The 19077-nt window shown below is 61.9% G+C and carries 22 protein-coding genes and 1 tRNA gene; 8 read left to right on the forward strand and 15 right to left on the reverse strand.

Annotation, left to right across the window (positions count from 1 at the left end):
* Nucleotides 1–123: 123 nt before the first annotated feature.
* From B0E49_RS15950 to B0E49_RS15960, 3 genes are all read right to left on the reverse strand, one after another.
* Nucleotides 124–627: a DUF2971 domain-containing protein gene (locus B0E49_RS15950; protein WP_077563261.1), complete on the reverse strand. Its 504-nt coding sequence runs from the start codon at nt 625–627 to the stop codon at nt 124–126.
* A gap of 140 nt (nt 628–767) precedes the next feature.
* A complete protein-coding gene (locus B0E49_RS15955; protein ID WP_286138071.1) occupies nt 768–1694 on the reverse strand; it encodes a formylglycine-generating enzyme family protein in 927 nt (308 codons plus the stop codon).
* 133 nt (nt 1695–1827) lie between these two features.
* Complete coding sequence (locus B0E49_RS15960; protein WP_077563263.1) at nt 1828–2304, reverse strand: FKBP-type peptidyl-prolyl cis-trans isomerase; 477 nt, start codon at nt 2302–2304, stop codon at nt 1828–1830.
* Between the two features lie 116 nt (nt 2305–2420).
* Here B0E49_RS15960 and grxD point away from each other — a divergent pair, with 116 nt between their 5' ends.
* Together grxD and paeA are read left to right on the forward strand one after the other, a co-directional pair.
* Nucleotides 2421–2747, forward strand: coding sequence for a Grx4 family monothiol glutaredoxin (gene grxD / locus B0E49_RS15965; RefSeq protein WP_077563265.1), 327 nt, complete (start codon nt 2421–2423; stop codon nt 2745–2747).
* A 130-nt stretch (nt 2748–2877) separates the two neighbouring features.
* Nucleotides 2878–4176, forward strand: a complete 1299-nt coding sequence (gene paeA / locus B0E49_RS15970; protein ID WP_077563266.1) for a polyamine export protein PaeA — start codon at nt 2878–2880, stop codon at nt 4174–4176.
* Here the strand turns inward: paeA and B0E49_RS15975 are convergent.
* The gene (locus tag B0E49_RS15975) at nt 4142–4819 is read right to left on the reverse strand and encodes a lytic transglycosylase domain-containing protein (RefSeq protein WP_077563267.1); all 678 of its coding nucleotides are present in this window, start codon (nt 4817–4819) and stop codon (nt 4142–4144) included. The two genes, paeA and B0E49_RS15975, sit on opposite strands and share 35 nt — an antisense overlap.
* Nucleotides 4816–6561, reverse strand: a complete 1746-nt coding sequence (locus tag B0E49_RS15980) for a proline--tRNA ligase (RefSeq protein ID WP_077563269.1) — start codon at nt 6559–6561, stop codon at nt 4816–4818. Before B0E49_RS15980 ends, B0E49_RS15975 begins: the two co-directional genes overlap by 4 nt.
* 92 nt (nt 6562–6653) lie before the next feature.
* Between B0E49_RS15980 and B0E49_RS15985 the strand changes: the two genes are divergently transcribed.
* Together B0E49_RS15985 and B0E49_RS15990 are read left to right on the forward strand one after the other, a co-directional pair.
* Entirely contained in the window at nt 6654–7307 is a 654-nt protein-coding gene (locus tag B0E49_RS15985) for an RNA pyrophosphohydrolase (RefSeq protein ID WP_077563271.1), read from the forward strand.
* Nucleotides 7294–7800 (forward strand): CNP1-like family protein, encoded by a 507-nt coding sequence (locus tag B0E49_RS15990; protein WP_077563273.1) that lies wholly within the window; start codon nt 7294–7296, stop codon nt 7798–7800. Before B0E49_RS15985 ends, B0E49_RS15990 begins: the two co-directional genes overlap by 14 nt.
* Before the next feature lie 25 nt (nt 7801–7825).
* On the opposite strand, the gene proB is transcribed toward B0E49_RS15990, so the two are convergent.
* The 4 genes from proB to rplU all read right to left on the reverse strand — a co-directional run bounded on the left by proB (nt 7826) and on the right by rplU (nt 10799).
* Nucleotides 7826–9004: a glutamate 5-kinase gene (gene proB / locus B0E49_RS15995; protein ID WP_077563274.1), complete on the reverse strand. Its 1179-nt coding sequence runs from the start codon at nt 9002–9004 to the stop codon at nt 7826–7828.
* Nucleotides 9005–9063: 59 nt separating this feature from the next.
* Complete coding sequence (gene cgtA, locus B0E49_RS16000; RefSeq protein ID WP_077563276.1) at nt 9064–10134, reverse strand: Obg family GTPase CgtA; 1071 nt, start codon at nt 10132–10134, stop codon at nt 9064–9066.
* Nucleotides 10135–10217: 83 nt separating this feature from the next.
* The gene (rpmA, locus tag B0E49_RS16005; RefSeq protein ID WP_077563278.1) at nt 10218–10475 is read right to left on the reverse strand and encodes a 50S ribosomal protein L27; all 258 of its coding nucleotides are present in this window, start codon (nt 10473–10475) and stop codon (nt 10218–10220) included.
* 12 nt (nt 10476–10487) lie between these two features.
* The gene (rplU, locus tag B0E49_RS16010) at nt 10488–10799 is read right to left on the reverse strand and encodes a 50S ribosomal protein L21 (protein WP_077563279.1); all 312 of its coding nucleotides are present in this window, start codon (nt 10797–10799) and stop codon (nt 10488–10490) included.
* 152 nt (nt 10800–10951) lie between these two features.
* Between rplU and B0E49_RS16015 the strand changes: the two genes are divergently transcribed.
* Both B0E49_RS16015 and B0E49_RS16020 read left to right on the forward strand, forming a co-directional pair.
* Nucleotides 10952–11935, forward strand: a complete 984-nt coding sequence (locus tag B0E49_RS16015; protein WP_077563281.1) for a polyprenyl synthetase family protein — start codon at nt 10952–10954, stop codon at nt 11933–11935.
* A gap of 38 nt (nt 11936–11973) precedes the next feature.
* A tRNA-Pro gene (locus B0E49_RS16020) sits at nt 11974–12050 on the forward strand.
* A 29-nt stretch (nt 12051–12079) separates the two neighbouring features.
* Here the strand turns inward: B0E49_RS16020 and B0E49_RS16025 are convergent.
* The gene (locus B0E49_RS16025; protein ID WP_077563282.1) at nt 12080–12433 is read right to left on the reverse strand and encodes an H-NS histone family protein; all 354 of its coding nucleotides are present in this window, start codon (nt 12431–12433) and stop codon (nt 12080–12082) included.
* A 259-nt stretch (nt 12434–12692) separates the two neighbouring features.
* Between B0E49_RS16025 and B0E49_RS16030 the strand changes: the two genes are divergently transcribed.
* Together B0E49_RS16030 and B0E49_RS16035 are read left to right on the forward strand one after the other, a co-directional pair.
* A complete protein-coding gene (locus B0E49_RS16030; protein ID WP_144264601.1) occupies nt 12693–13658 on the forward strand; it encodes a transglycosylase SLT domain-containing protein in 966 nt (321 codons plus the stop codon).
* A gap of 177 nt (nt 13659–13835) precedes the next feature.
* Nucleotides 13836–15158: a GNAT family N-acetyltransferase gene (locus B0E49_RS16035; RefSeq protein ID WP_077563285.1), complete on the forward strand. Its 1323-nt coding sequence runs from the start codon at nt 13836–13838 to the stop codon at nt 15156–15158.
* A gap of 18 nt (nt 15159–15176) precedes the next feature.
* On the opposite strand, the gene B0E49_RS16040 is transcribed toward B0E49_RS16035, so the two are convergent.
* The 5 genes from B0E49_RS16040 to B0E49_RS16060 all read right to left on the reverse strand — a co-directional run bounded on the left by B0E49_RS16040 (nt 15177) and on the right by B0E49_RS16060 (nt 19033).
* Complete coding sequence (locus B0E49_RS16040) at nt 15177–15950, reverse strand: S1C family serine protease (protein ID WP_286138062.1); 774 nt, start codon at nt 15948–15950, stop codon at nt 15177–15179.
* A 98-nt stretch (nt 15951–16048) separates the two neighbouring features.
* The gene (locus B0E49_RS16045; RefSeq protein ID WP_077563288.1) at nt 16049–17158 is read right to left on the reverse strand and encodes a nucleotidyltransferase domain-containing protein; all 1110 of its coding nucleotides are present in this window, start codon (nt 17156–17158) and stop codon (nt 16049–16051) included.
* Nucleotides 17155–18072, reverse strand: a complete 918-nt coding sequence (locus tag B0E49_RS16050; RefSeq protein WP_077563290.1) for an HprK-related kinase A — start codon at nt 18070–18072, stop codon at nt 17155–17157. The genes B0E49_RS16045 and B0E49_RS16050 overlap by 4 nt, the downstream gene beginning before the upstream one ends.
* Nucleotides 18069–18353, reverse strand: a complete 285-nt coding sequence (locus B0E49_RS16055) for an HPr-rel-A system PqqD family peptide chaperone (RefSeq protein ID WP_286138063.1) — start codon at nt 18351–18353, stop codon at nt 18069–18071. Before B0E49_RS16055 ends, B0E49_RS16050 begins: the two co-directional genes overlap by 4 nt.
* A gap of 50 nt (nt 18354–18403) precedes the next feature.
* On the reverse strand, nt 18404–19033 hold the full coding sequence (locus tag B0E49_RS16060) for a hypothetical protein (protein ID WP_077563293.1): 630 nt from the start codon (nt 19031–19033) through the stop codon (nt 18404–18406).
* Nucleotides 19034–19077: the final 44 nt, after the last annotated feature.

A 19077-nucleotide genomic window follows, 5' to 3' on the forward strand; every position in this document is an offset into this window, starting at 1 on the left:
CGCCGCGTCCTGGCGCGTTCTTGTGTCGCTGCAGGCACTCCAATTTTGGCGTCCGCTTGTTTCATCGTGGACGCCATCTTCACGCCGCCTGCTCAACTCCGCAAGACGGTGTTCGTCGGACTATTACCGTAGATGCCTAAGCTCGTCATCTTCGGAGACGCGCCGGTTGAAGAACGGCGAAGTCTCATCGAACTGCACGACAAACCCTCTATGAGAATCTGCGTAGTGCGCCCACATGAGAAGACTCTTCGGGGACTCGGACAAGCAGAGCACGCCAAGAAGCTCCTCCAGCTTTCGCGCCATCGTCTCCTGAAGGAGTGGCATCATTTGAGCCGATGTGCCATCAAGGCTCTTCTGGATAGCAGGCAACTGTGCTTTAAGGAAGGCCTGCAGCACTTTCTCCGGGACCAGAGCGCGAAGCTCCGCGGGCAACTGGGCGAGTTCCTCGGCAAGGACACGCGGGAGCGCCCGCTGCAGCTCTGCCGCCGCGTATTCAGGAGTGGCGAGCGCGGCGAGATGTGGCTTGAGCTCGAAGGGATCGTTCAGGACAGCTGGTGACGAAAAGCGAATGCACTGGTCGCGTAGCACGTCAGTTCGGTCAGGATGCAGGTACTTGTAGAGGGGCATTGTCTGACGGCTATCGTGATATAGATCGTCGGATATTCTGGGACCGCAGTTTATCCGACAGGCTGGAAAACTGGATTGAAACTATCGCGCAGGCTTGACGTGGCGCGTCATCACGCCGCGAGACCGGGCACCAGGTAGATTCACTCACCGCGTGCTTGCACAGGCCCGCTCGCCCTATCTTCCCGCAGCAACCGCATCCCCAGCAGCGTATAGCGGGTGCTGGCCGCATTCCAGTTCCGGAACGAGCAGCGCGCATACAGGGCCCAGGTGTGCCAGGACCCGCCGCGGCGCACGCGCACCGAGCCCGATGCCGGTCCCTGCGGGTCATCCACGGGCGCCGTCTTGTAGTAGCTGTCGCCGTACCAGTCCGACACCCACTCCCAGGCGTTGCCCAGCATGTCGTGCAGCCCGAACGCGTTGGCAGGAAAACTGCCGACGGGCGCGGTGAAGGCAAAGCCGTCGTGCCCCGTCAGGGCAAAGGCCTGCCAGCGCAGCCAGTAGGTTGCCGCGTCGGCATCAAAGGTGTTGGCGATGTGCGTGAGGGCCTGCGGGTCGTCGCCGTTCGGGTAGCGGGTGGGGGTGCCCGCGCGGCACGCGTACTCCCACTCGGCCTCGGTGGGCAGGCGGTACACGGCGCCTTCCTTGTTGCTGAGCCACTTTGCCAGCGCGACGGCGTCGTTCCAGGTCACGTTCAGCACCGGGTGGTCGTCCCCCTGGGGGAAGCCCGGGTTGCGCCAGCTGTAGAGGGGGTTGCGACCCTCGAACGCGTCGCCGCGCTCCGTTTTGGAGGGGTCATAGGCCGCGTTGTAGCCGTAGCCGCCCGTGCCGTCGGCCAACGATTCGGGCGTATAGCCCGACAGCGCCAAAAACCGGGCAAATTGGCCCACGGTGACTTCGTCCTGCCCCAGGTAAAAGGGCCGCGTGATGCGCACGCGGTGTTTGGGCGCTTCGTCATACAAGTCCACAAAGCGCTGGTGCTCGTAGGCGGGATAGCTTGCCGCGAGTGCCTGCGGCGCCTCGTCGCTGCCCATCGTGAATTCGCCGGCGGGCACGCGCACGAACTTCATGCCGAGCGTGTTTTCGATCACCTGGGGGCTGGCTTGACCCGGCGTTGGCGGGCTCGGTGCCTGCACCCAGGCCCCCGGGCCGGCAAGCCACGCAAGAATGAGCAGCCAACGGGCGATGGCGGGGCGCGCCGTGTCAGTGGTGGTGGCCATGCTCGCCGTGCACGTGCCCATGCGCCACCTCCTCTTCGGTGGCGGCACGGACATCGGTCACGGTGAGGTTGAAGCGCAAGACCTTGCCGGCGAAAGGGTGGTTGCCGTCGAGAAAGACCTTGTCGCCCTTGATTTTCATCACGGTGAAGGCGTGTTCGTGGCCATCCTCGCCCCGGCCCTGCAGCTGGCCGCCGACCTTCACGCCGGGCGGAAACTGGGTCTTGGGGATGGTCTGCAGCAGGCCCTCGTCGCGCAGGCCGAAGGCGTCTTGCGGCTGCAGTTCAATGCTGGTCTGGTACTGCGGCTCTTTCCCTTCGAGCGCTTCCTCGATCTTCGGGAAGGTGTTGCCGTAGCCTCCGTGCAGGTAAACCATGGGCTCGCGGCTTTCCTCGAGGAGCTTGCCGGCGGCGTCCAGCACCTTGTAGCGCAGGGTCACGGCGGTGTTTTTTTCGATTTTCATGGGGCGTATTCCGATGGGGGGGTCATTATCAGGGGGTATTGTGCCGGCGCGGCATCGCTGCGCCGAACGTGAAATAATCCGCTGATTGAACTTGTTGGAACCAGGAGTAAGACAACATGAGTGACGCACAACAACGCATCGACGAAATGGTCAAGTCCAGCGAGGTGCTGCTGTTCATGAAGGGCAATGCCAATTTCCCGATGTGCGGCTTTTCGGGCCGTGCCATCCAGATCCTCAAGGCCTGCGGCGTGGACCCCAAGGACGTGAAGACGGTGGACGTGCTCGGCGACGAGGGCATCCGCCAGGGCATCAAGGAATACAGCAACTGGCCCACCATCCCGCAGCTCTACGTCAAGGGCGAGTTCGTGGGCGGCGCCGACATCATGATGGAGATGTACGAAAAGGGTGAGTTGCAGCAGATGCTGGGCCAGCCGGCCGCCTGACCTCCCCGGGTTCCCTCCTGACCTGCGCCGGCTTGCCGGCGCCACGCACAGCCACCCTCGGTGGCTGTTTTTCTGGCCGCTACACTTTGGGCAAGATCTGTCGCCGCATCGGCGCCGGCGCCTTCCCGCCATGAGCCTGAGCCAAAGCCTGTTCATCATTGCCCTGTTGATTGCGGTCAGCGCGTTTTTCTCGGTGGCCGAGATCTCGCTGGCGGCCTCGCGGCGCCTGCGCCTGCGCCAAATGGCCGACGAGGGCGACGCGCGGGCCGGCAAGGTGATGCGCGCGCAGGAGCAGCCCGGGCATTACTTCACCGTGGTGCAGATCGGTCTGAATGCCGTCGCGATTCTGGGCGGGATCGTCGGCGAAGGGGCCTTGAGCCCGCATTTCAGCGGTCTTTTCGGGCTGTGGCTGGCGCCCGAATCGGCCCAGACCGGCGGTTTCATCGCCTCGTTCGCGGTGGTGACCTCCCTGTTCATCCTGTTCGCCGACCTGGTCCCCAAACGCATGAGCATGACGCAGCCCGAACGGCTCGCGGTGCTGGTGGTCGGGCCGATGCAGGTCTGCGTCTCGCTGCTCAAACCGGTGGTCTGGCTCTACAGCAAGGGCGCCGACTGGATGGTGCGCGGTTTTGGCCTGCCGGCACAGCGCGACGACCGCGTGACCTCCGACGACATCCTGGCCCTGACCGAGGCCGGCGCCCAGGCCGGCGTGCTGGCGCGGCGCGAACAGCAGGTGATTGCCAATGTGTTCGAGCTCGACACGCGCACCGTGGAGAGCGTCATGACGCCGCGCGAGCGCATCGCCTGGTTTTTGCGCGACGAGCCCGACAGCGTGGTGCGCGCGCGCATCGTGGCCCAGCCGTTTTCCACCTACCCGGTCTGCGACGGCGCGATCGACCATGTGCTGGGCTACGTGGACGCCAAGGACATGTTCCAGCGCGTGTTGACCCAGCAGCCGATTCCGCTGACCGACGAGAGCCTGCTGCACAAGGTGCTGATCGTGCCCGACCGCCTGACGCTGTCCGAGGTGCTGGAGCAGTTCAGGCAGGCGCACGAGGACTTTGCCGTGATCGTCAACGAGTACAGCCTGGTGGTGGGCGTGCTGACGCTGAACGACGTGATGAGCACGGTGATGGGCGACCTGGTCTCGCCGCCGGACGAAGAGCAAATCGTGCGCCGCGACGAAAATTCGTGGCTGATCGACGGCGTGGCGCCGGTGCAGGACGTGCTGCGCGCTTTGGGCCTGGACGCGCTGCCGCACGACGAAGAATACGAAACCCTGGCCGGCTTCCTGATGGTCATGCTGCGCCGCGTGCCCAAGCGCACCGACAAGGTGACCTGGGGCGGCTACACCTTCGAAGTACTCGATGTGGACAGCTACCGCATCGACCAGGTCATGGTGTCGCGACTCGAACCGCCTCGTCCCTGAAGTCCCAGCGCCGGGTGGCGCCCAGCACCGCGTCGGGATACGGCGCCAGGCCGCGCGAGCCGTTGTAGCGGCCCAGCGCCAGGAACAGGTTGCCGCGCTCGCGGTCCAGGTAGTGGCGCAGGATGACGCAGCCAAAGCGCAGGTTGGTCTGCATCTGGAACAGCTTGCTGGCATCGCCGTCGCCGATCAGGCGCGCCCAGAACGGCATGACCTGCATGTAGCCGCGCGCGCCCACGCTGGAGACGGCGTATTTGCGGAAATTGCTCTCCACCTGGATCAGGCCGAGCACCAGCGACTCGTCCAGGCCGGCGCGGTGGCTCTCGTACCAGACAGTTTGCAGGAATTCCTTGCGCGCCCGCCAGTCGGGCTTTTTCTGGCGCAGCCGCTCGCTCATGGCCCCGAGCCAGCGCAGGTAAACCAAGCGCGATGCGGTGTCGCTGAACTCGGGAACCGGCGGCGCCTGGTTGGCCACCGCCGAGCCCAGCGCGGTGCGCACCGAATCGGCGAGCGGCTCCTCGACCTGGCCGCCGGCCATGGAATACTCTGATTTTGATAGCAATAAAGCAGCGACCGATAAGGACAAAAAGCAGTTTCGCCTTGTAATTCCTTGACCCGTCGACGCGAATGCCATCGCAGCGCTCATTTTTGCAGCCGCTCGCTCAGGAAGGCCACCATGTCGTGCACGCCGACCTTGGTGGCGGCCGCGTCGCGGCGGTGCTGGTATTCGAGCTGGCCGTCTTTCAGGCCGCGGTCGCCGATGGTGATGCGGTGCGGCACGCCGATCAGTTCCCAGTCGGCAAACATGGCGCCGGGGCGCTCGCCGCGGTCGTCCAGCAGCACGTCCACGCCTGCGGCCAGCAATTCCTCATAGAGCTTGTCGGCGGCCGCCTTCACGTCCGGGCTGCGGTCGGGGCCGATCGGGCACACCACCACGGTGAACGGCGCAATCGCGTCGGGCCAGATAATGCCGCGCTCGTCATGGTTTTGTTCGATGGCAGCGGCGGGCAGGCGCGTGATGCCGATGCCGTAGCAGCCCATCTCCATGAACTGCGGCTTGCCGTTCACATCCAGAAAAGTGGCATTCATCGCGCGGCTGTACTTGGTGCCGAGGTAAAACACGTGGCCGATCTCGATGCCGCGCTCGATCGCCAGCACGCCATGGCCGTCGGGCGAGGCGTCGCCTTCGACCACGTTGCGCAAATCGGCCACCAGCGCGGGCTCGGGCAGGTCACGGCCCCAGTTCACGCCGGTCAGGTGGAAGTCCGGCGCGTTGGCGCCGCAAATCCAGTCGCTCATGACCACCACCTCGCGGTCGGCCACGATTTTCACGGGCTTCTTGAGCTTGATCGGGCCCAGGTAGCCGGGCTCGCAGCCAAAATACTCGTCGATCTCTGCCACGGTGGCGAAGCGAAAGCCCGCATCCAGCCCCGGCACCTTGCCGACCTTGACCTCGTTCATGCCATGGTCGCCGCGCAGCAGCAGCAGCCAGACCTGGCTCCCGGTGGCTTCGCCCCGCTCGTTGACCGGGTCGGTGGCCAGCACCAGCGACTTGACCGTGGTGGACAGCGGCACGCCGAGCAGCTCGGCCACGGCGGCGCAGGTGCTCTTGCCGGGCGTCGGCGTCATGGTCATGGCTTGCTTTGCTGCCGGGCGCGGGCCGGCCGGCGCCAGCGCCTCGGCCTTTTCCATGTTGGCGGCGTAGTCGCTGCCCGGGCAGTAGACGATGGCGTCCTCGCCGGTGGCGGCGATCACCTGGAATTCTTCCGAGAGGTCGCCGCCAATCGCGCCGCTGTCGGCCGCCACCGCGCGGTAGGTCAGGCCGAAGCGGTCGAAAATGCGCCGGTACGCCTGCGCCATCACCTGATAGCTGGTCTTGGCCGCGGCGGGGTCGCGGTCGAAGCTGTAGGCGTCCTTCATGGTGAATTCGCGCCCGCGCATCAAGCCAAAGCGTGGCCGGCGCTCGTCGCGGAACTTGGTCTGGATCTGGTAGAAGTTCTTGGGCAACTGCTTGTAACTTTTGATTTCCTGGCGCGCGATGTCGGTGATCACCTCCTCGCTGGTCGGCTGCACCACATAGTCGCGCTCGTGGCGGTCCTTGATGCGCAGCAGCTCCGGCCCCATTTTCTCGAAGCGGCCGGTTTCCTGCCAGAGCTCGGCCGGCTGCACCACCGGCATGCTCAGCTCCACGGCGCCGGCGCGGTTCATTTCCTCGCGCACGATGGCCTCCACCTTGCGGATCACGCGCAGCCCCATGGGCATGTAGCTATAGATGCCGGCGCCGAGTTTTTTGATCATGCCGGCGCGCGTCATGAGCTGGTGGCTGACCACCTCGGCATCGGCAGGGGCTTCCTTGAGCGTGGAAATGAAGAACTGGGAGGCTTTCATGCTTGTTTTGGGAGACGCCTGGGGGCTTGGCCCCTTGATGCACGCGGTACGCTGTGCATAATGGTCTCAGTTTAAAAATTTGGGGTTTGATTATGCTTGACCGGGAAGGCTTTAGGCCCAACGTCGGCATCGTCCTGCTCAACCAGAGAAATCAGGTGTTCTGGGGCAAGCGTATCCGCAGCCACTCCTGGCAGTTTCCGCAAGGTGGCATTGACCGGGGAGAAACCCCCGAGCAGGCGATGTTCCGTGAGCTGCAGGAAGAAGTGGGGCTGCTGCCGGATCATGTGCGCGTGGTGGCCCGCACCCGTGACTGGTTGCGCTACGAGGTGCCTGACCGGTACATCCGCCGCGATGCGCGCGGATTCTACAAAGGCCAGAAACAGATCTGGTTTCTTCTGCAACTGGTCGGCCACGACTGGGACTTGAACCTGCGCGCCACCAATCATCCGGAATTCGACGCCTGGCGCTGGAACGACTACTGGGTCCCGCTCGATGTGGTGGTGGAATTCAAGCGCGGCGTGTACGAGATGGCCTTGACCGAGCTGGCGCGCTTTCTGCCGCGCCACGATCACCGCAACCGCTACCTGCGTGGCGGCATGCGCACGCGCGAGCATGAGCTTCATGAGCCCGAGCGCGAGCCGGGCGCCACGTTCGAGTTGCCGCCAGGGGCCACGTTCGAACCCGACCCGCAAGCCGACTATCCGCAGACACCACCACCGCCAAAAGGCACGCATGCGACGTCTTGAACAGCTGGCCGCGGCACTACTGGCATGCGTGGCGTGCAGCGCCTTTGCGCAGCTGGCGGCGGAGAACCCCGACTGGAAGGAAATACAGGCGCCACCGGCGCCCGCCTTCAGCACCCGCGGGCTCGTCGTGCTGGATCTGGGCGCCAATCAGGCGCTGAAATTCGGGGTCGATCCGGCCACCGTGTCGATCTCGAAAGATGGCGTGGTGCGCTACGTCGTGGTGGCGTCCAGCGCCAGCGGCGCGACGAATGCCATGTACGAGGGCATTCGCTGCCCCACGGGTGAGTTCAAGACCTATGCACGTGCGACCACCAGCGGCACCTGGAACACGGTCGAGGATCCGCAGTGGCTCTCGCTGTACGCCAACCTGCCGTCCAGGCACGCCCTGGCGCTGGCCGAGCAGGGCGTGTGCAATGGCAAGGCGCCCGCCAACTCCGTTGAAGCCATCCTTCGCCAGCTGAAAAACCCCCAGCAGCAGTACGAACGCCGCTGACCCCGCGCATCCCGGGAGTCCCCGGTTACCGGGTCAGCACCAGGTTGTCGCGGTGCACCATTTCAGGCTCGGCCGCGTAGCCGAGCAGTGCTTCAAATTTGCTGGACGCCTTGCGGCAAATCAGGCGCGCCTCGGCGCTGGAGTAGTTGGCCAGGCCGCGCCCCACCTCGACACCCGCCGCGTCGCGCACGGCAATCACGTCGCCGCGCGAAAAATCGCCCTCCACGCCCGTCATGCCGATCGGCAGCAGGCTCTTGCCTTCGTCGCGCAGCTTGGCGGCCGCGCCGCTGTCGACGGTCACGGCGCCGCGCAGCAGCAGGTGGTCGGCCAGCCACTGCTTGCGCGCCTGGATTTTCTGGGTTTGTGCCACCAGCAGCGTGCCGATGGCCTCGCCTTTTGAGAGTCGCACCAACGCGTCCGGCTCGCGCCCCCAGGCGATCACGGTGGAGGCGCCCGAGCCTGCGGCCCGCTTGGCGGCCAGGATCTTGGTGATCATGCCGCCACTGCCGATGCTCGAGCCGGCGCCGCCCGCCATGGCCTCCAGCGCCGGATCCCCCGCCTTGGCCTCGTGCACGAACGTGGCCGCCGGGTCCTTGCGCGGATCGGCGGTGAACAGGCCCTTCTGGTCGGTCAGGATGATCAGTGCATCGGCCTCGATCAGGTTGGCGACCAGCGCGCCCAGCGTGTCGTTGTCGCCGAACTTGATCTCGTCGTTGACCACGGTGTCGTTTTCGTTGATGACCGGCACCACACCGAGGCGCAACAGCGTCAGCAGGGTCGAGCGCGCGTTCAGGTAGCGCTCGCGGTCGGCCAGGTCGGCATGGGTCAGCAGTACCTGGGCGCTGCCCAGGCCGTTCTCGCGCAGCTTGGTTTCGTACATCTGCGCCAGGCCCATTTGCCCGACGGCGGCCGCCGCCTGCAACTCATGAATCTCACGCGGCCGCTTGGCCCAGCCCAGGCGCTTCATGCCCTCTGCGATGGCGCCGCTGGAGACCATCACCACCTCGCGCCGGTGCCTGGCCGCGCCGGTGCGAGTCGGCGTGCCCCGCTCCAGTCCGTGTACCAGCGCCGCCAGCTGACGGCACCATTCGCCGATCGCGGCTTCGTCGAGGCCGCGCCCTTCGTTGGTCACCAGGCTGGAGCCGACCTTGACGACAATGCGCCGTGCATCGCGCAATACGCCCGAGTTCTTTTTATTCGTCATTTCGGCCTGTAGCCCATATCACATCTGCACTAGCGGCTATTATTTTTATAGTGACCGGGTTATTCCGCAGGTCCATCAGCAAAGCGAGGATCCACATACTCCGACGGCTGTTCGGACACCTGTTGCGCCTTGATGTGTTTGTAGACATCTTTCACCAGCGCGGCGCACCCTTCGTGCGTCAGGGCCGAGATTTCGAACACCGGACCCTTGTATTTGAAGCGCTTGACGAAATCCTTCACCCTGGCCGCGCGCTCGTCCACCGGCACCATGTCGAGCTTGTTGAGCACCAGCCAGCGCGGCTTCTTGTACAGCGCCTCGTCGTATTTCTTGAGCTCGCCGACAATCGCCTTGGCCTGCGCGACCGGGTCCACGCTGTCGTCAAACGGCGCCATGTCCACCACGTGCAACAGCAGCCGCGTACGCTGCAGGTGGCGCAGGAACAGGTGCCCCAGGCCGGCCCCCTCCGACGCGCCCTCGATCAGGCCGGGCAGGTCGGCCACCACAAAGCTTTGCTCGGGGCCGACCCGCACCACACCCAGATTCGGATGCAGCGTGGTGAACGGGTAGTCGGCAATGCGCGGGCGGGCGTTGGAAATGGCCGAGATCAGGGTGGACTTGCCGGCGTTGGGCATGCCCAGCAGACCGACATCGGCCAGCACCTTGAGCTCGAGCTTGAGGCTCTTTTTTTCGCCGGGCCAGCCCGGCGTTTTCTGGCGCGGCGCGCGGTTGATCGCGCTCTTGAAGCGCATGTTGCCAAAGCCGCCGTCGCCGCCCTTGGCGATCGTGATGACCTCGCCGGGGACCAGCATCTCGTACAGCACCTCGCCAGTCTCAGCGTCGGAGATGATGGTGCCGACCGGCATCTTGAGCGTGATATCGTCGCCGGCCGCGCCGAACATGTCGGAGCCCATGCCGTGCTCGCCGCGCTTGGCATCGTGGCGACGCGAAAACCGGTAGTCCACCAGCGTGTTGAGGTTGGGATCGGCCACCGCGAAGACGTGGCCGCCGCGGCCGCCGTCGCCACCGTTCGGGCCGCCGAATTCCTTGTACTTTTCATGCCGGAACGAGACGCAACCCGCCCCGCCGTCGCCCGCGGAGATGTCGATGTACGCCTCGTCAACGAATTTCATGAAGTGTCCAGTTTACAAAGAATGGGGGCCAAAACACAAAAGCCCCGGCAAAGCGGGGCTTCGATGGGATCGAAGTAACGACCTTATGCCGGCGTCACGCTGACCATGTGCTTGTTCAGCGAGCCCTTCACGGCAAACGACACGTGGCCGTCCACCAGTGCGAACAGGGTGTGGTCCTTGCCCAGGCCGACATTGGTGCCGGGATGGAACTTGGTGCCGCGCTGGCGCACGATGATGGCACCGGCTGTGATGAGTTCACCGCCGAAAGCCTTCACGCCGAGCATCTTGGGCTGCGAATCGCGCCCGTTTCGCGTAGAGCCGCCGCCTTTTTTCTGTGCCATGACTCTTGCTCCTTATGCTGCAATGGCGCCAATTTGCAGTTCGGTGAACTGCTGGCGATGCCCTTGACGTTTCATATAGTGCTTGCGACGGCGCATCTTGAAGATGCGAACCTTGTCGTGCAAACCGTGCGCCACAACAGTGACTGTGACAGTTGCGCCGGACACCAAGGGCGTGCCAACCTTGAGTTCTGCGCCGTTGCCGACTGCCAGGACCTGGTCGATCACAATCTCTTGGCCTACGTCCGCAGCAATCTGTTCTACTTTAATTTTTTCGCCAGTGGCAACACGATACTGTTTGCCACCGGTTTTTATGACCGCGTACATGCCTTGACCTCTTCAATTGAGTTCTGCGGACGAATTTCCACAGAGCCCGAGAGTATAGCATGGTAGGCAATCACTAACATGCCCAAGCCGGGCGGCAGGAAAACGGGACACCAGTGTTCCTATAATCGCTCAAATTTTCTGCACTGCCCGCCTTGTCCGCCCACTCCTCCAGCACCGCCGCCGTTCTTGCCCTCATTGCCGATGACATGCGCGAGGTCGACAAGGTCATTGCCGAGCGGCTCGCCTCCAGCGTGCCGCTGGTCGGTGAAATTTCGCACTACATCATTGCGGCCGGCGGCAAGCGCCTGCGCCCCGCACTGCTGCTGCTGACCTGCGGTGCGCTGGGTTTTGGCGGCGCGCAGCGTTTCAATCTGGCCGCCGTGGTGGAGTTCATCCACACCGCCACCTTGCTGCATGACGACGTCGTCGATGCATCCACCCTGCGCCGCGGCCGCGCCACCGCCAATGAGTCCTTCGGCAATCCGGCCAGTGTGCTGGTCGGCGACTTTCTGTACTCGCGCGCCTTTCAGATGATGGTCGATGCGGGCGACATGCGCATCATGCAAATTCTGGCCGATGCCACCAATGTCATTGCCGAGGGCGAGGTGTTGCAGTTGATGAACATGCACGACGCCGCGCTGGATGAGGCCGGCTACCTGCGCGTGATCCGCTCCAAGACCGCGAAGCTGTTCGAGGCCAGCGCCCGGCTCGGCGCCATCCTGGCCCCATCGACGCCCGAAATAGAGCAAGCCTGTGCCGATTACGGCCAAGCCCTGGGCACGGCCTTCCAGGTGATTGACGACGCGCTGGACTACGACGGTGATGCCAGCGAGATGGGCAAGAACCTGGGCGATGACTTGCGTGAAGGCAAGGCCACACTGCCGCTGATCGTCGCCATGCAGCGCGGCACCCCGGAGCAACGCGCCACCGTCCAGCACGCGATTGAAACCGGCGCCGTAACCGAGCTCGAGCACATCATTGCCATCGTGCGCGAAACCGGCGCCCTCGACGTCACGCGGCAGGCGGCTGCATCCGAGGCGCAACGCGCCATTGCCGCGGCGCGCTGCCTGCCGCAAAATTCGTACAGCGAGGGTTTGATAGAATTGGCGGCTCAGCTGCTGGAGCGCCGGTCCTGAAGTCATTTCAGTCACGGCGCTTCCTGACCAAGAGTCATCGGGGTGTAGCTTAGCCTGGTAGAGCGCTACGTTCGGGACGTAGAGGCCGGAGGTTCGAATCCTCTCACCCCGACCAGATTTCTCCAATGAAATCGATGGTCTGCCTTAGTTGACTTCGAGGTCTTCCGGTGTTTTGCCCGACTCAAGTGCGGCCAGATACCACCGCGGTCGTTTGCCGTGGCCGGTCCATGTATTGCCCGCTTCATCGCGGTACCGAATAACGCCCGCCGGCTTCTTCGCTGCCTTCTTGCGCTTCTTCTTCGCAATGGCGTTGCCGGTCACCTTGACAGACTCGGCGCCTCGCCCCGAGAACCCAAGGTCGGCGGCCGTAAGCCCGTAGTGCGCAATCGCCTCTTTAATTCGCTCAATAACACCGACCGCTTCTCTGGCCTTAACGGCTTCGACTTCCTTTTGCAGCTTGGCAATCTGGGCATTCAATTGCGTGAGGGTTTTTGCCATCGTCAATTCCTTTGTTAGAAAAGTGGCAGAGCATAGCTCAGTCTTGCCGCAGCTGCGCCCATTGAGATGAGGCAGGACGAGCCAAATGGCATTTCTGTCTTCAAAAAACCTGACTCAATTCAGGGCAAGGCCATCTGTATATTTTTTCCATCTCATCACTGGACCACTGCCCTATGCGCGACCGAATTGGGCGGCTCCATGGCGCGGGTCCTGGACTGACAATGTGGAACCTCACCGGTGATTCCCGAAGTTTTCATTGATGCACTGCTCTGATTGGCGAGGGTTACTTCCAGGCTGCAGCGTGACAAACGCGAAAAAAGCGAGAATACTTGTAACCATGCGCATGCGCTTTTCACGCTTCCTGCCGGTGTTGATGGCGACCTTCTGTACCGCCGTGGCGGCACAGGGCGGGGACTCCACGCCCAATGGGGCAGCCGCTGATGGCAATCTGATTTCCAGACTGCGCCTGGAGGCCATTGCCTACGAGCATGGCGAAGGCGTGCCGCGCGACCCTGTTCTGGCTACCGCCCTGTACTGCAAGGGCGCACGCCTGGGTGACGCCCAGGCGCAATACAACCTGGGGTGGATGTACGCCAACGGGCGCGGGGTGGAACGCAGCGACCAGATGGCCGCTTTCTTTTTCCAGTTGGCCGCCGAGCAGGGACTCGAGGCCGCGCAGCGCATGTTGAAGGTAGTGGGCGCTTCCACCGGCGAGGTGCCCGACTGCATGCATGATCCCGCACTGCCGCCCGCCACGCCTGCGGCGCAGCCGAGTGTGGATTACCGGACGATTGCCCCAAGGAAAATTTTTGATCTGGTGACGAAAATGGCACCCCAGTACCAGGTGGAGCCGCAGTTGGCATTGGCCATCATCGCCGCGGAATCCAACTTCAACAGCCTGGCGCTGTCTCCCAAAAACGCCCAGGGACTGATGCAGCTCATCCCGCAAACGAGCGTGCGTTTCAACGTAAAAAATCCTTATGACCCGGTGCAGAATATTCGGGGTGGCCTGACCTACCTGCGCTGGTTGCTCGCCTATTTTCGGGGCGACGTGGCATTGGTAGCCGCTGCCTACAATGCGGGCGAAGGCACGGTCGAACGCTATCGGGGGGTTCCGCCATACCTGGAAACCCAGGCTTATGTGCAGCGCATACTCAAGTCGGTCGGCGCCTCGGCCCACCCGTTTGACGAAACAGTGACCCGGCCTTCCCCCTCATTGCCCTGATCTGGAAAATCGACGGTGACAGCGATTACAGTTTGCGACAAGGTCACCGGCTTCAGCGGTTTTGATGGCTTTACGATGGGGAACCCGATCTGCCCTGGGGAGAATTTGTCGACACCCTGCAATCGGGTGGGGCATATGGAGATTTGGAGAATGCCCCTCGTTTTTTGACCTCCATGAATGAAAAATCCGCACGCACCAATCGCTTCAATTGCAAAAAGGTTTTTGCATCAAACGCTTCGAAGGGCATTTTCCTTCTTCCCGCGAGCCCTGCGGTTTGCGGTGTACCGGTCGTTTGTTGATTGCGACCCCCACCCCGACAAACGACTGGTTCTCAAGATTGCAGAAACCAGGGAAGAACTGGAGGCGTGCTTCCGGCTCCTTCATGACGCCTATGTTGGCAGCGGCTTCATGCAGCCCGACCCATCGGGCATGCGCGTTACCATTTACCACGCGCTACCCACGACAACCACGCTATGCGCCAAGTTCGACGGCAAGGTTGTCGGGACCATTTCGCTGATCCGTGAAAGTGTTTTCGGCTTTCCCCTGCAGTCGATTTTTGACCTGGAAGAGATTCGCGAGCATAAGGGCAGGATCGCTGAGGTATCAGCGCTGGCAGTGCATCCGAAGTTCAGGAACACAGGAGGAACCATCCTGTTTCCGTTGATGAAATTCATGTATGAATACTGCACCACTTTGTTCGACACGCGGCACCTTGTGATTGCAGTCAATCCGAACCGGATTGAAATGTACGAGTCTCTCCTGTTCTTTGAAAGATTGAAGGAAAACCCGGTTGACCATTACGACTTCGCCAATGGAGCGCCGGCGGTGGGCGCCTGCGTCGACCTGCGCCTGGCGCCTGGAATTTTCAAGCGGGTGTATGGGAAGAAGCCGAGACGCAAGAATCTTTATCGGTATTTCCTGCGTACCAGGCTGCCCAACATCAAGATGCCGAGCCGGCGCTACTTCACAACCAATGATCCGGTGATCACACCGGATTTACTCGACTATTTTTTCAACCAATGCACTCCCACTTTTCAGAATCTGAGTGAAAGGGAAAAGGGGTTGCTGCATTCCATCTACAACCTCCCGGAATACAAACCGGTACTGCCGACCACTTTTTCGGAGTCGGATTTCCGGCTCCGCCACCGCAAGCATCAACGGTATTCACTCAAATGTCCCGGCAGCTTCTCTGTCACCGGCCCTGAAAAAACGGACGTCTACGACCTGCAGGTGGTGGAGCTTTCCGAGCACGGCTTTCTGGCGCATTCCAGGGTGCCCCTACCCTCCAACATTTGGGGTGAGGCCGCCATTCTGTTGGGACAAGAAGAGAAGTCGGTGACCCAAGCCATGGTCGTGCGCGGCAAACACAAGGGGCTTCGCGGCTTCTATGGATTCAGACTGATAGAACCTGATCTTCCCTGGCGAAAATTTGTCGGCGTGTTGAAATCCGGCATGACCCACGAAGACCTGGACAATGCCAGCCGGTTTCTGGCTGACTGAGTGGCTCGGCCCGTGGGGTCAATCAGACTTGCCCCGTTCCAGCAATTGCTGAATAAACCTGGAGGGGATGGCGTAGCTGATTCCCGATGGGTGAGTCAAGGCGGATTCCCGGGTTCCTTTGATGAACACCATGTTCACGATACCCAGCACCTCGCCCGTGTCCGGATCGAACAGGGGGCCGCCGCTGTTACCGGGGTATGCCGTGCCATCGAGCTGAAAAATATCAAAATTGCCGCCAGAGCGCAGGCTGCGGATTGTTTTTTCATTGAGCTGCCGGGCTGAAGGCGTCGGCATGGCCGCCGCGACAATGGACGACACCATGCCGCGGTGCGTGACCGGTGAAAACCCCAATGCCCCCCCGATGGGGAAACCCATGAACGCGACGGCTTTGCCTTCCTGAACAGCTGTTGAGTCTCCCATGCGCAGCGCCGGTACCGCCGGCCCTTCAATACGCAGCATGGCCAAGTCATGAACCGCATCAATTTCGAGCACCTTCGCGGGCCTCATCTGCCACTGGTTTTGATCCACCCTGACCTGGACCACCAAGGCCGCGTCGAAATCTTTTTCCTCCGGTGGTTGGAGGACATGGGCGTTGGTGATCACCAGATTGCTGTTACCCGCATCTCCGGCGCCCGCCACGAAACCGGTACCACGCAGTGTGAATCGCGGATTATTCGTGGCTTTATAGGTTCCCACGATCACCACGGACGGTTTTACTTTGGCAATGGTGCTGATCATGTCGGCCCGCGAGAGCCCGGTCAGCAGGAGGCCGGCAAGAAAAAGAAAAAACACTCTGCACTTCATTTTTCGCTCCCCAATGGTTTGGTTGGATGCCGCCCCTCGCGCAACTCCCTTATACACAAACCGTGCGACAGGTCAAATCCCGGTGCTCAACGGACGGCCTGACCCGCATTCATCGCGGTCTTGCCATCCTTCGGGAAGTAGCGCATGTAAGCCTTGCGGGTCAGGTGCGGAACGATCAGATACCAGGGCATCCGCAGATAGTGGGAACGGATATACAACAGCCAGCGTGCAAAGTCGCTTCCAGGCCCGTCACAGCTCGGGTGCAGCGGCTGCAAAGCTCGGTTGAGCAGTGCAGACATCAGCTGGCGGGCAATCCAGTTCGGCCGGATGTCCTGCAGCGTCCGCTCTAAATCCTGCGGCGCACGGGTGCCAAAGAGGCGCTGGGTATGGTGCAAGGCATGAAAGAGCGGCTCGCCCAGCCCCAGATCCCGGGCTCTGGCAAAGAGTGCGCCCCAGAACCCCGGGTCCGTGCCGAAATGCAGCAGCAAATCGTTGATGTCGAGCAAATCGCGCAAACCATGACTGAATTCGCCTTCCTGGAACAGATGGACGGCACTGTGAAGCACCATGTCCACGGGTGCCAGGACGTACACGCCCTCCCAGCCGTCAATCGCCACCGCGCGCTCCAGCAACCGGGCGCCGTCAACCTTGAAGCGCGAGGTTGGCGGCGTGATGGTGTGGTGGACATCGATCACCGTGCCGCGCTGCACATGCGTCATGGGCGGGATCTCATGCATCCACTCGCGGTAATAACGCTGGTTGTAGGCATCGCGCTCTTCGCTGATCCAGCCGTGTCGAAAAAGTGCACCCTCCACTTCTGGCAAACGCTCCTTCTCGACCATGATGTCGATATCCGAAAACAATCGACCGTGCCGGGGCGGTAGCCCTGCAACGAAGTACGCCGCACCTTTCAGCATGACGACGGGTGTATCGACGCCCATCAGCGCGCGGCGGATGCAGAGCGCCTCCCATTGCACCTCATGGTGCTGGCGCTCGATCAGTCTCAGCGCGCCCTCAAGGTACAGCCGCGGCTGCTTTGGGACTGTCATCAGCCAGTGATGATCCGCATAGTGCCGTGCGAGACGGCCCAGCAAACGGGCCTGTCGCGCCTGGCCCAGAACAGTTTCCCACTCTGAAAGAGTCCATGCGGGTTGCTCGTCTGGTCGCGCCCAAACTTGCACAAGCAGGCTCTTCATGCCCGTCTTCCCTCTGCAAGCTTGTCAAACACCGACACGGCATCGTCAAGCCGGCTATAGGTGAAGTCGTAGCAATCGCTTGCCGAGACGACGTCAGCGAGCATTTCAAAGCCAGCCAGTCCGAGCACGGTGTAGTTGAACGCATTGCGCCCCAACTCCAGCATGCTATTGGCTTTTGAGCGTGCAGTCAGTTCAGCTCCCGCACCAGGAACATACTTCGGAAATATGACCCAGCCTGCCCGAGCCTGATCATTCAACCGGTTGACATGGGAAACGGGAACCTTCATATGGCTGACCGATCCCTTGGAAGTGTCATGCGTGACCCGGTTCAGGACGGCGCCCGGCACAAACTGCCTGATGACGTCCAACGATTCGTTCTTCAGGCTGATGGGGCGGCCCAGCGGCACTATCAAACCATCTGTCAGCGAAATCAGGGTCAGCTCATCCGATAGCAGCCGCCAGCCCCGGCTAACGAGGCCTGCGCAAAGGGTACTTTTTCCAGACCCTGGGGGCGCCGGCATGATGGCGGCAAAGCCATTTTTTTCGATCGCCGCGGCATGCAGACAAAGATACTGGTGCGCTTGCGTGGATATGCACCAGTTCATTGCCCATTCAAGCAGGGGAAAAGCATGATCAACGGGCAGGGGAGCAAATGGAGACTGGCCATCATAGGTAAATTCCACCTGCGGCCGCCACCAACGCCGCAACCCGCTGCTGCGAGCCAGGGTCACCGTGAAGTCGACAAACTCATGATCGTCAGCCAGGGGGTAATCTGAATAAAGCGAAGTCAACCCTTCCGCCACAGACTGAATCCCGGAGACGATTCTGAAATTGAGCGGGCCCGTTCGAATGGCGAGCCCATCGCCGCCAAGTCGACGACCCACCTCGGCTGGGCTTAGGTCCGACAAGGTCATTGCAACGTTGACTCGATCAAACCCGTCGCAGCCAGTCGCTCCAGGACGCCCTGCACCGCATTCGACAATTCGCGATCATCGGGAACCGTCAACTCATTGGCGATTCGCGATACCAGTTGATCAATGTCGCCTGCAGAAGCCTCGAGGGTCAGGAGCGTTGCGGCTGTGAGCGTGTCCATCTGATGGGTCTGCCCGGAACCAACGTCAAACACCACCCACTCATCACCCCAGCATCTCCAGTGAAGTGATGCGAGCTCGTTGAGACACCAGACTACAGACAATGGACTACTTGTTCGCCAACCAATGAATGGGTTCCCGGTCTACACGCCATTTACGGCGCGTGGTTCTCCATGTATGTTTTGAAGAACGTCAATGCATTTTGGTACACCGTGGATCCAGAGCCAGCATTGTAAAACTTCAAAACGTCATCGCCGGAGTAAGGAAAGTTGAAGCTATGCGAAAGCGCGTTCAGCCAGGCACATATCCAGTGATACTCGTCGGTATTCGAGAACTTACCCCCAACTTGTGGGGACATCACATCGAAGAGGCTTGCTTGACTACCGTCAGGATTGCGCAACTTGCATGCTCCGAAAGTGTTCACGCATGGTGCATTTGGATTGCTGATAGGCCACGGTCGTCTTGGCACCAGTTGCCCCTTCGAATTCGTAGTCGTTTGCCCCCACCACCCCGGGCTGTAACCACCGCAGGTGGGCGTGTTTGTCGGCGTTGCCGAATGCACGCCGGACTGCATGCCGGAGATGCTGCATTGATGCTTGCCGTCAAACGTCAGGAGGCTCTGCCCCGCCAAGGTCTGGATCGGTACCGTCGCCGCCAGAACCGCCGATCCCCTGCCCAAGCCCTTGAGCAACAGGTGGCGACGGGCAACGGCTTGCGGTGACAACGCTTGTGCTGCTGTCTCTACTTCGCCTTGATCTGTCGATTTGGTCTTTTCAATGGCCATTTAGATTTCCTTGCCACACCAAGTGGCCGCCCAAGCGTCACCGA

The organism is Polaromonas sp. C04, assembly GCF_002002705.1.
Lineage (GTDB): Bacteria > Pseudomonadota > Gammaproteobacteria > Burkholderiales > Burkholderiaceae_C > Rhodoferax_A.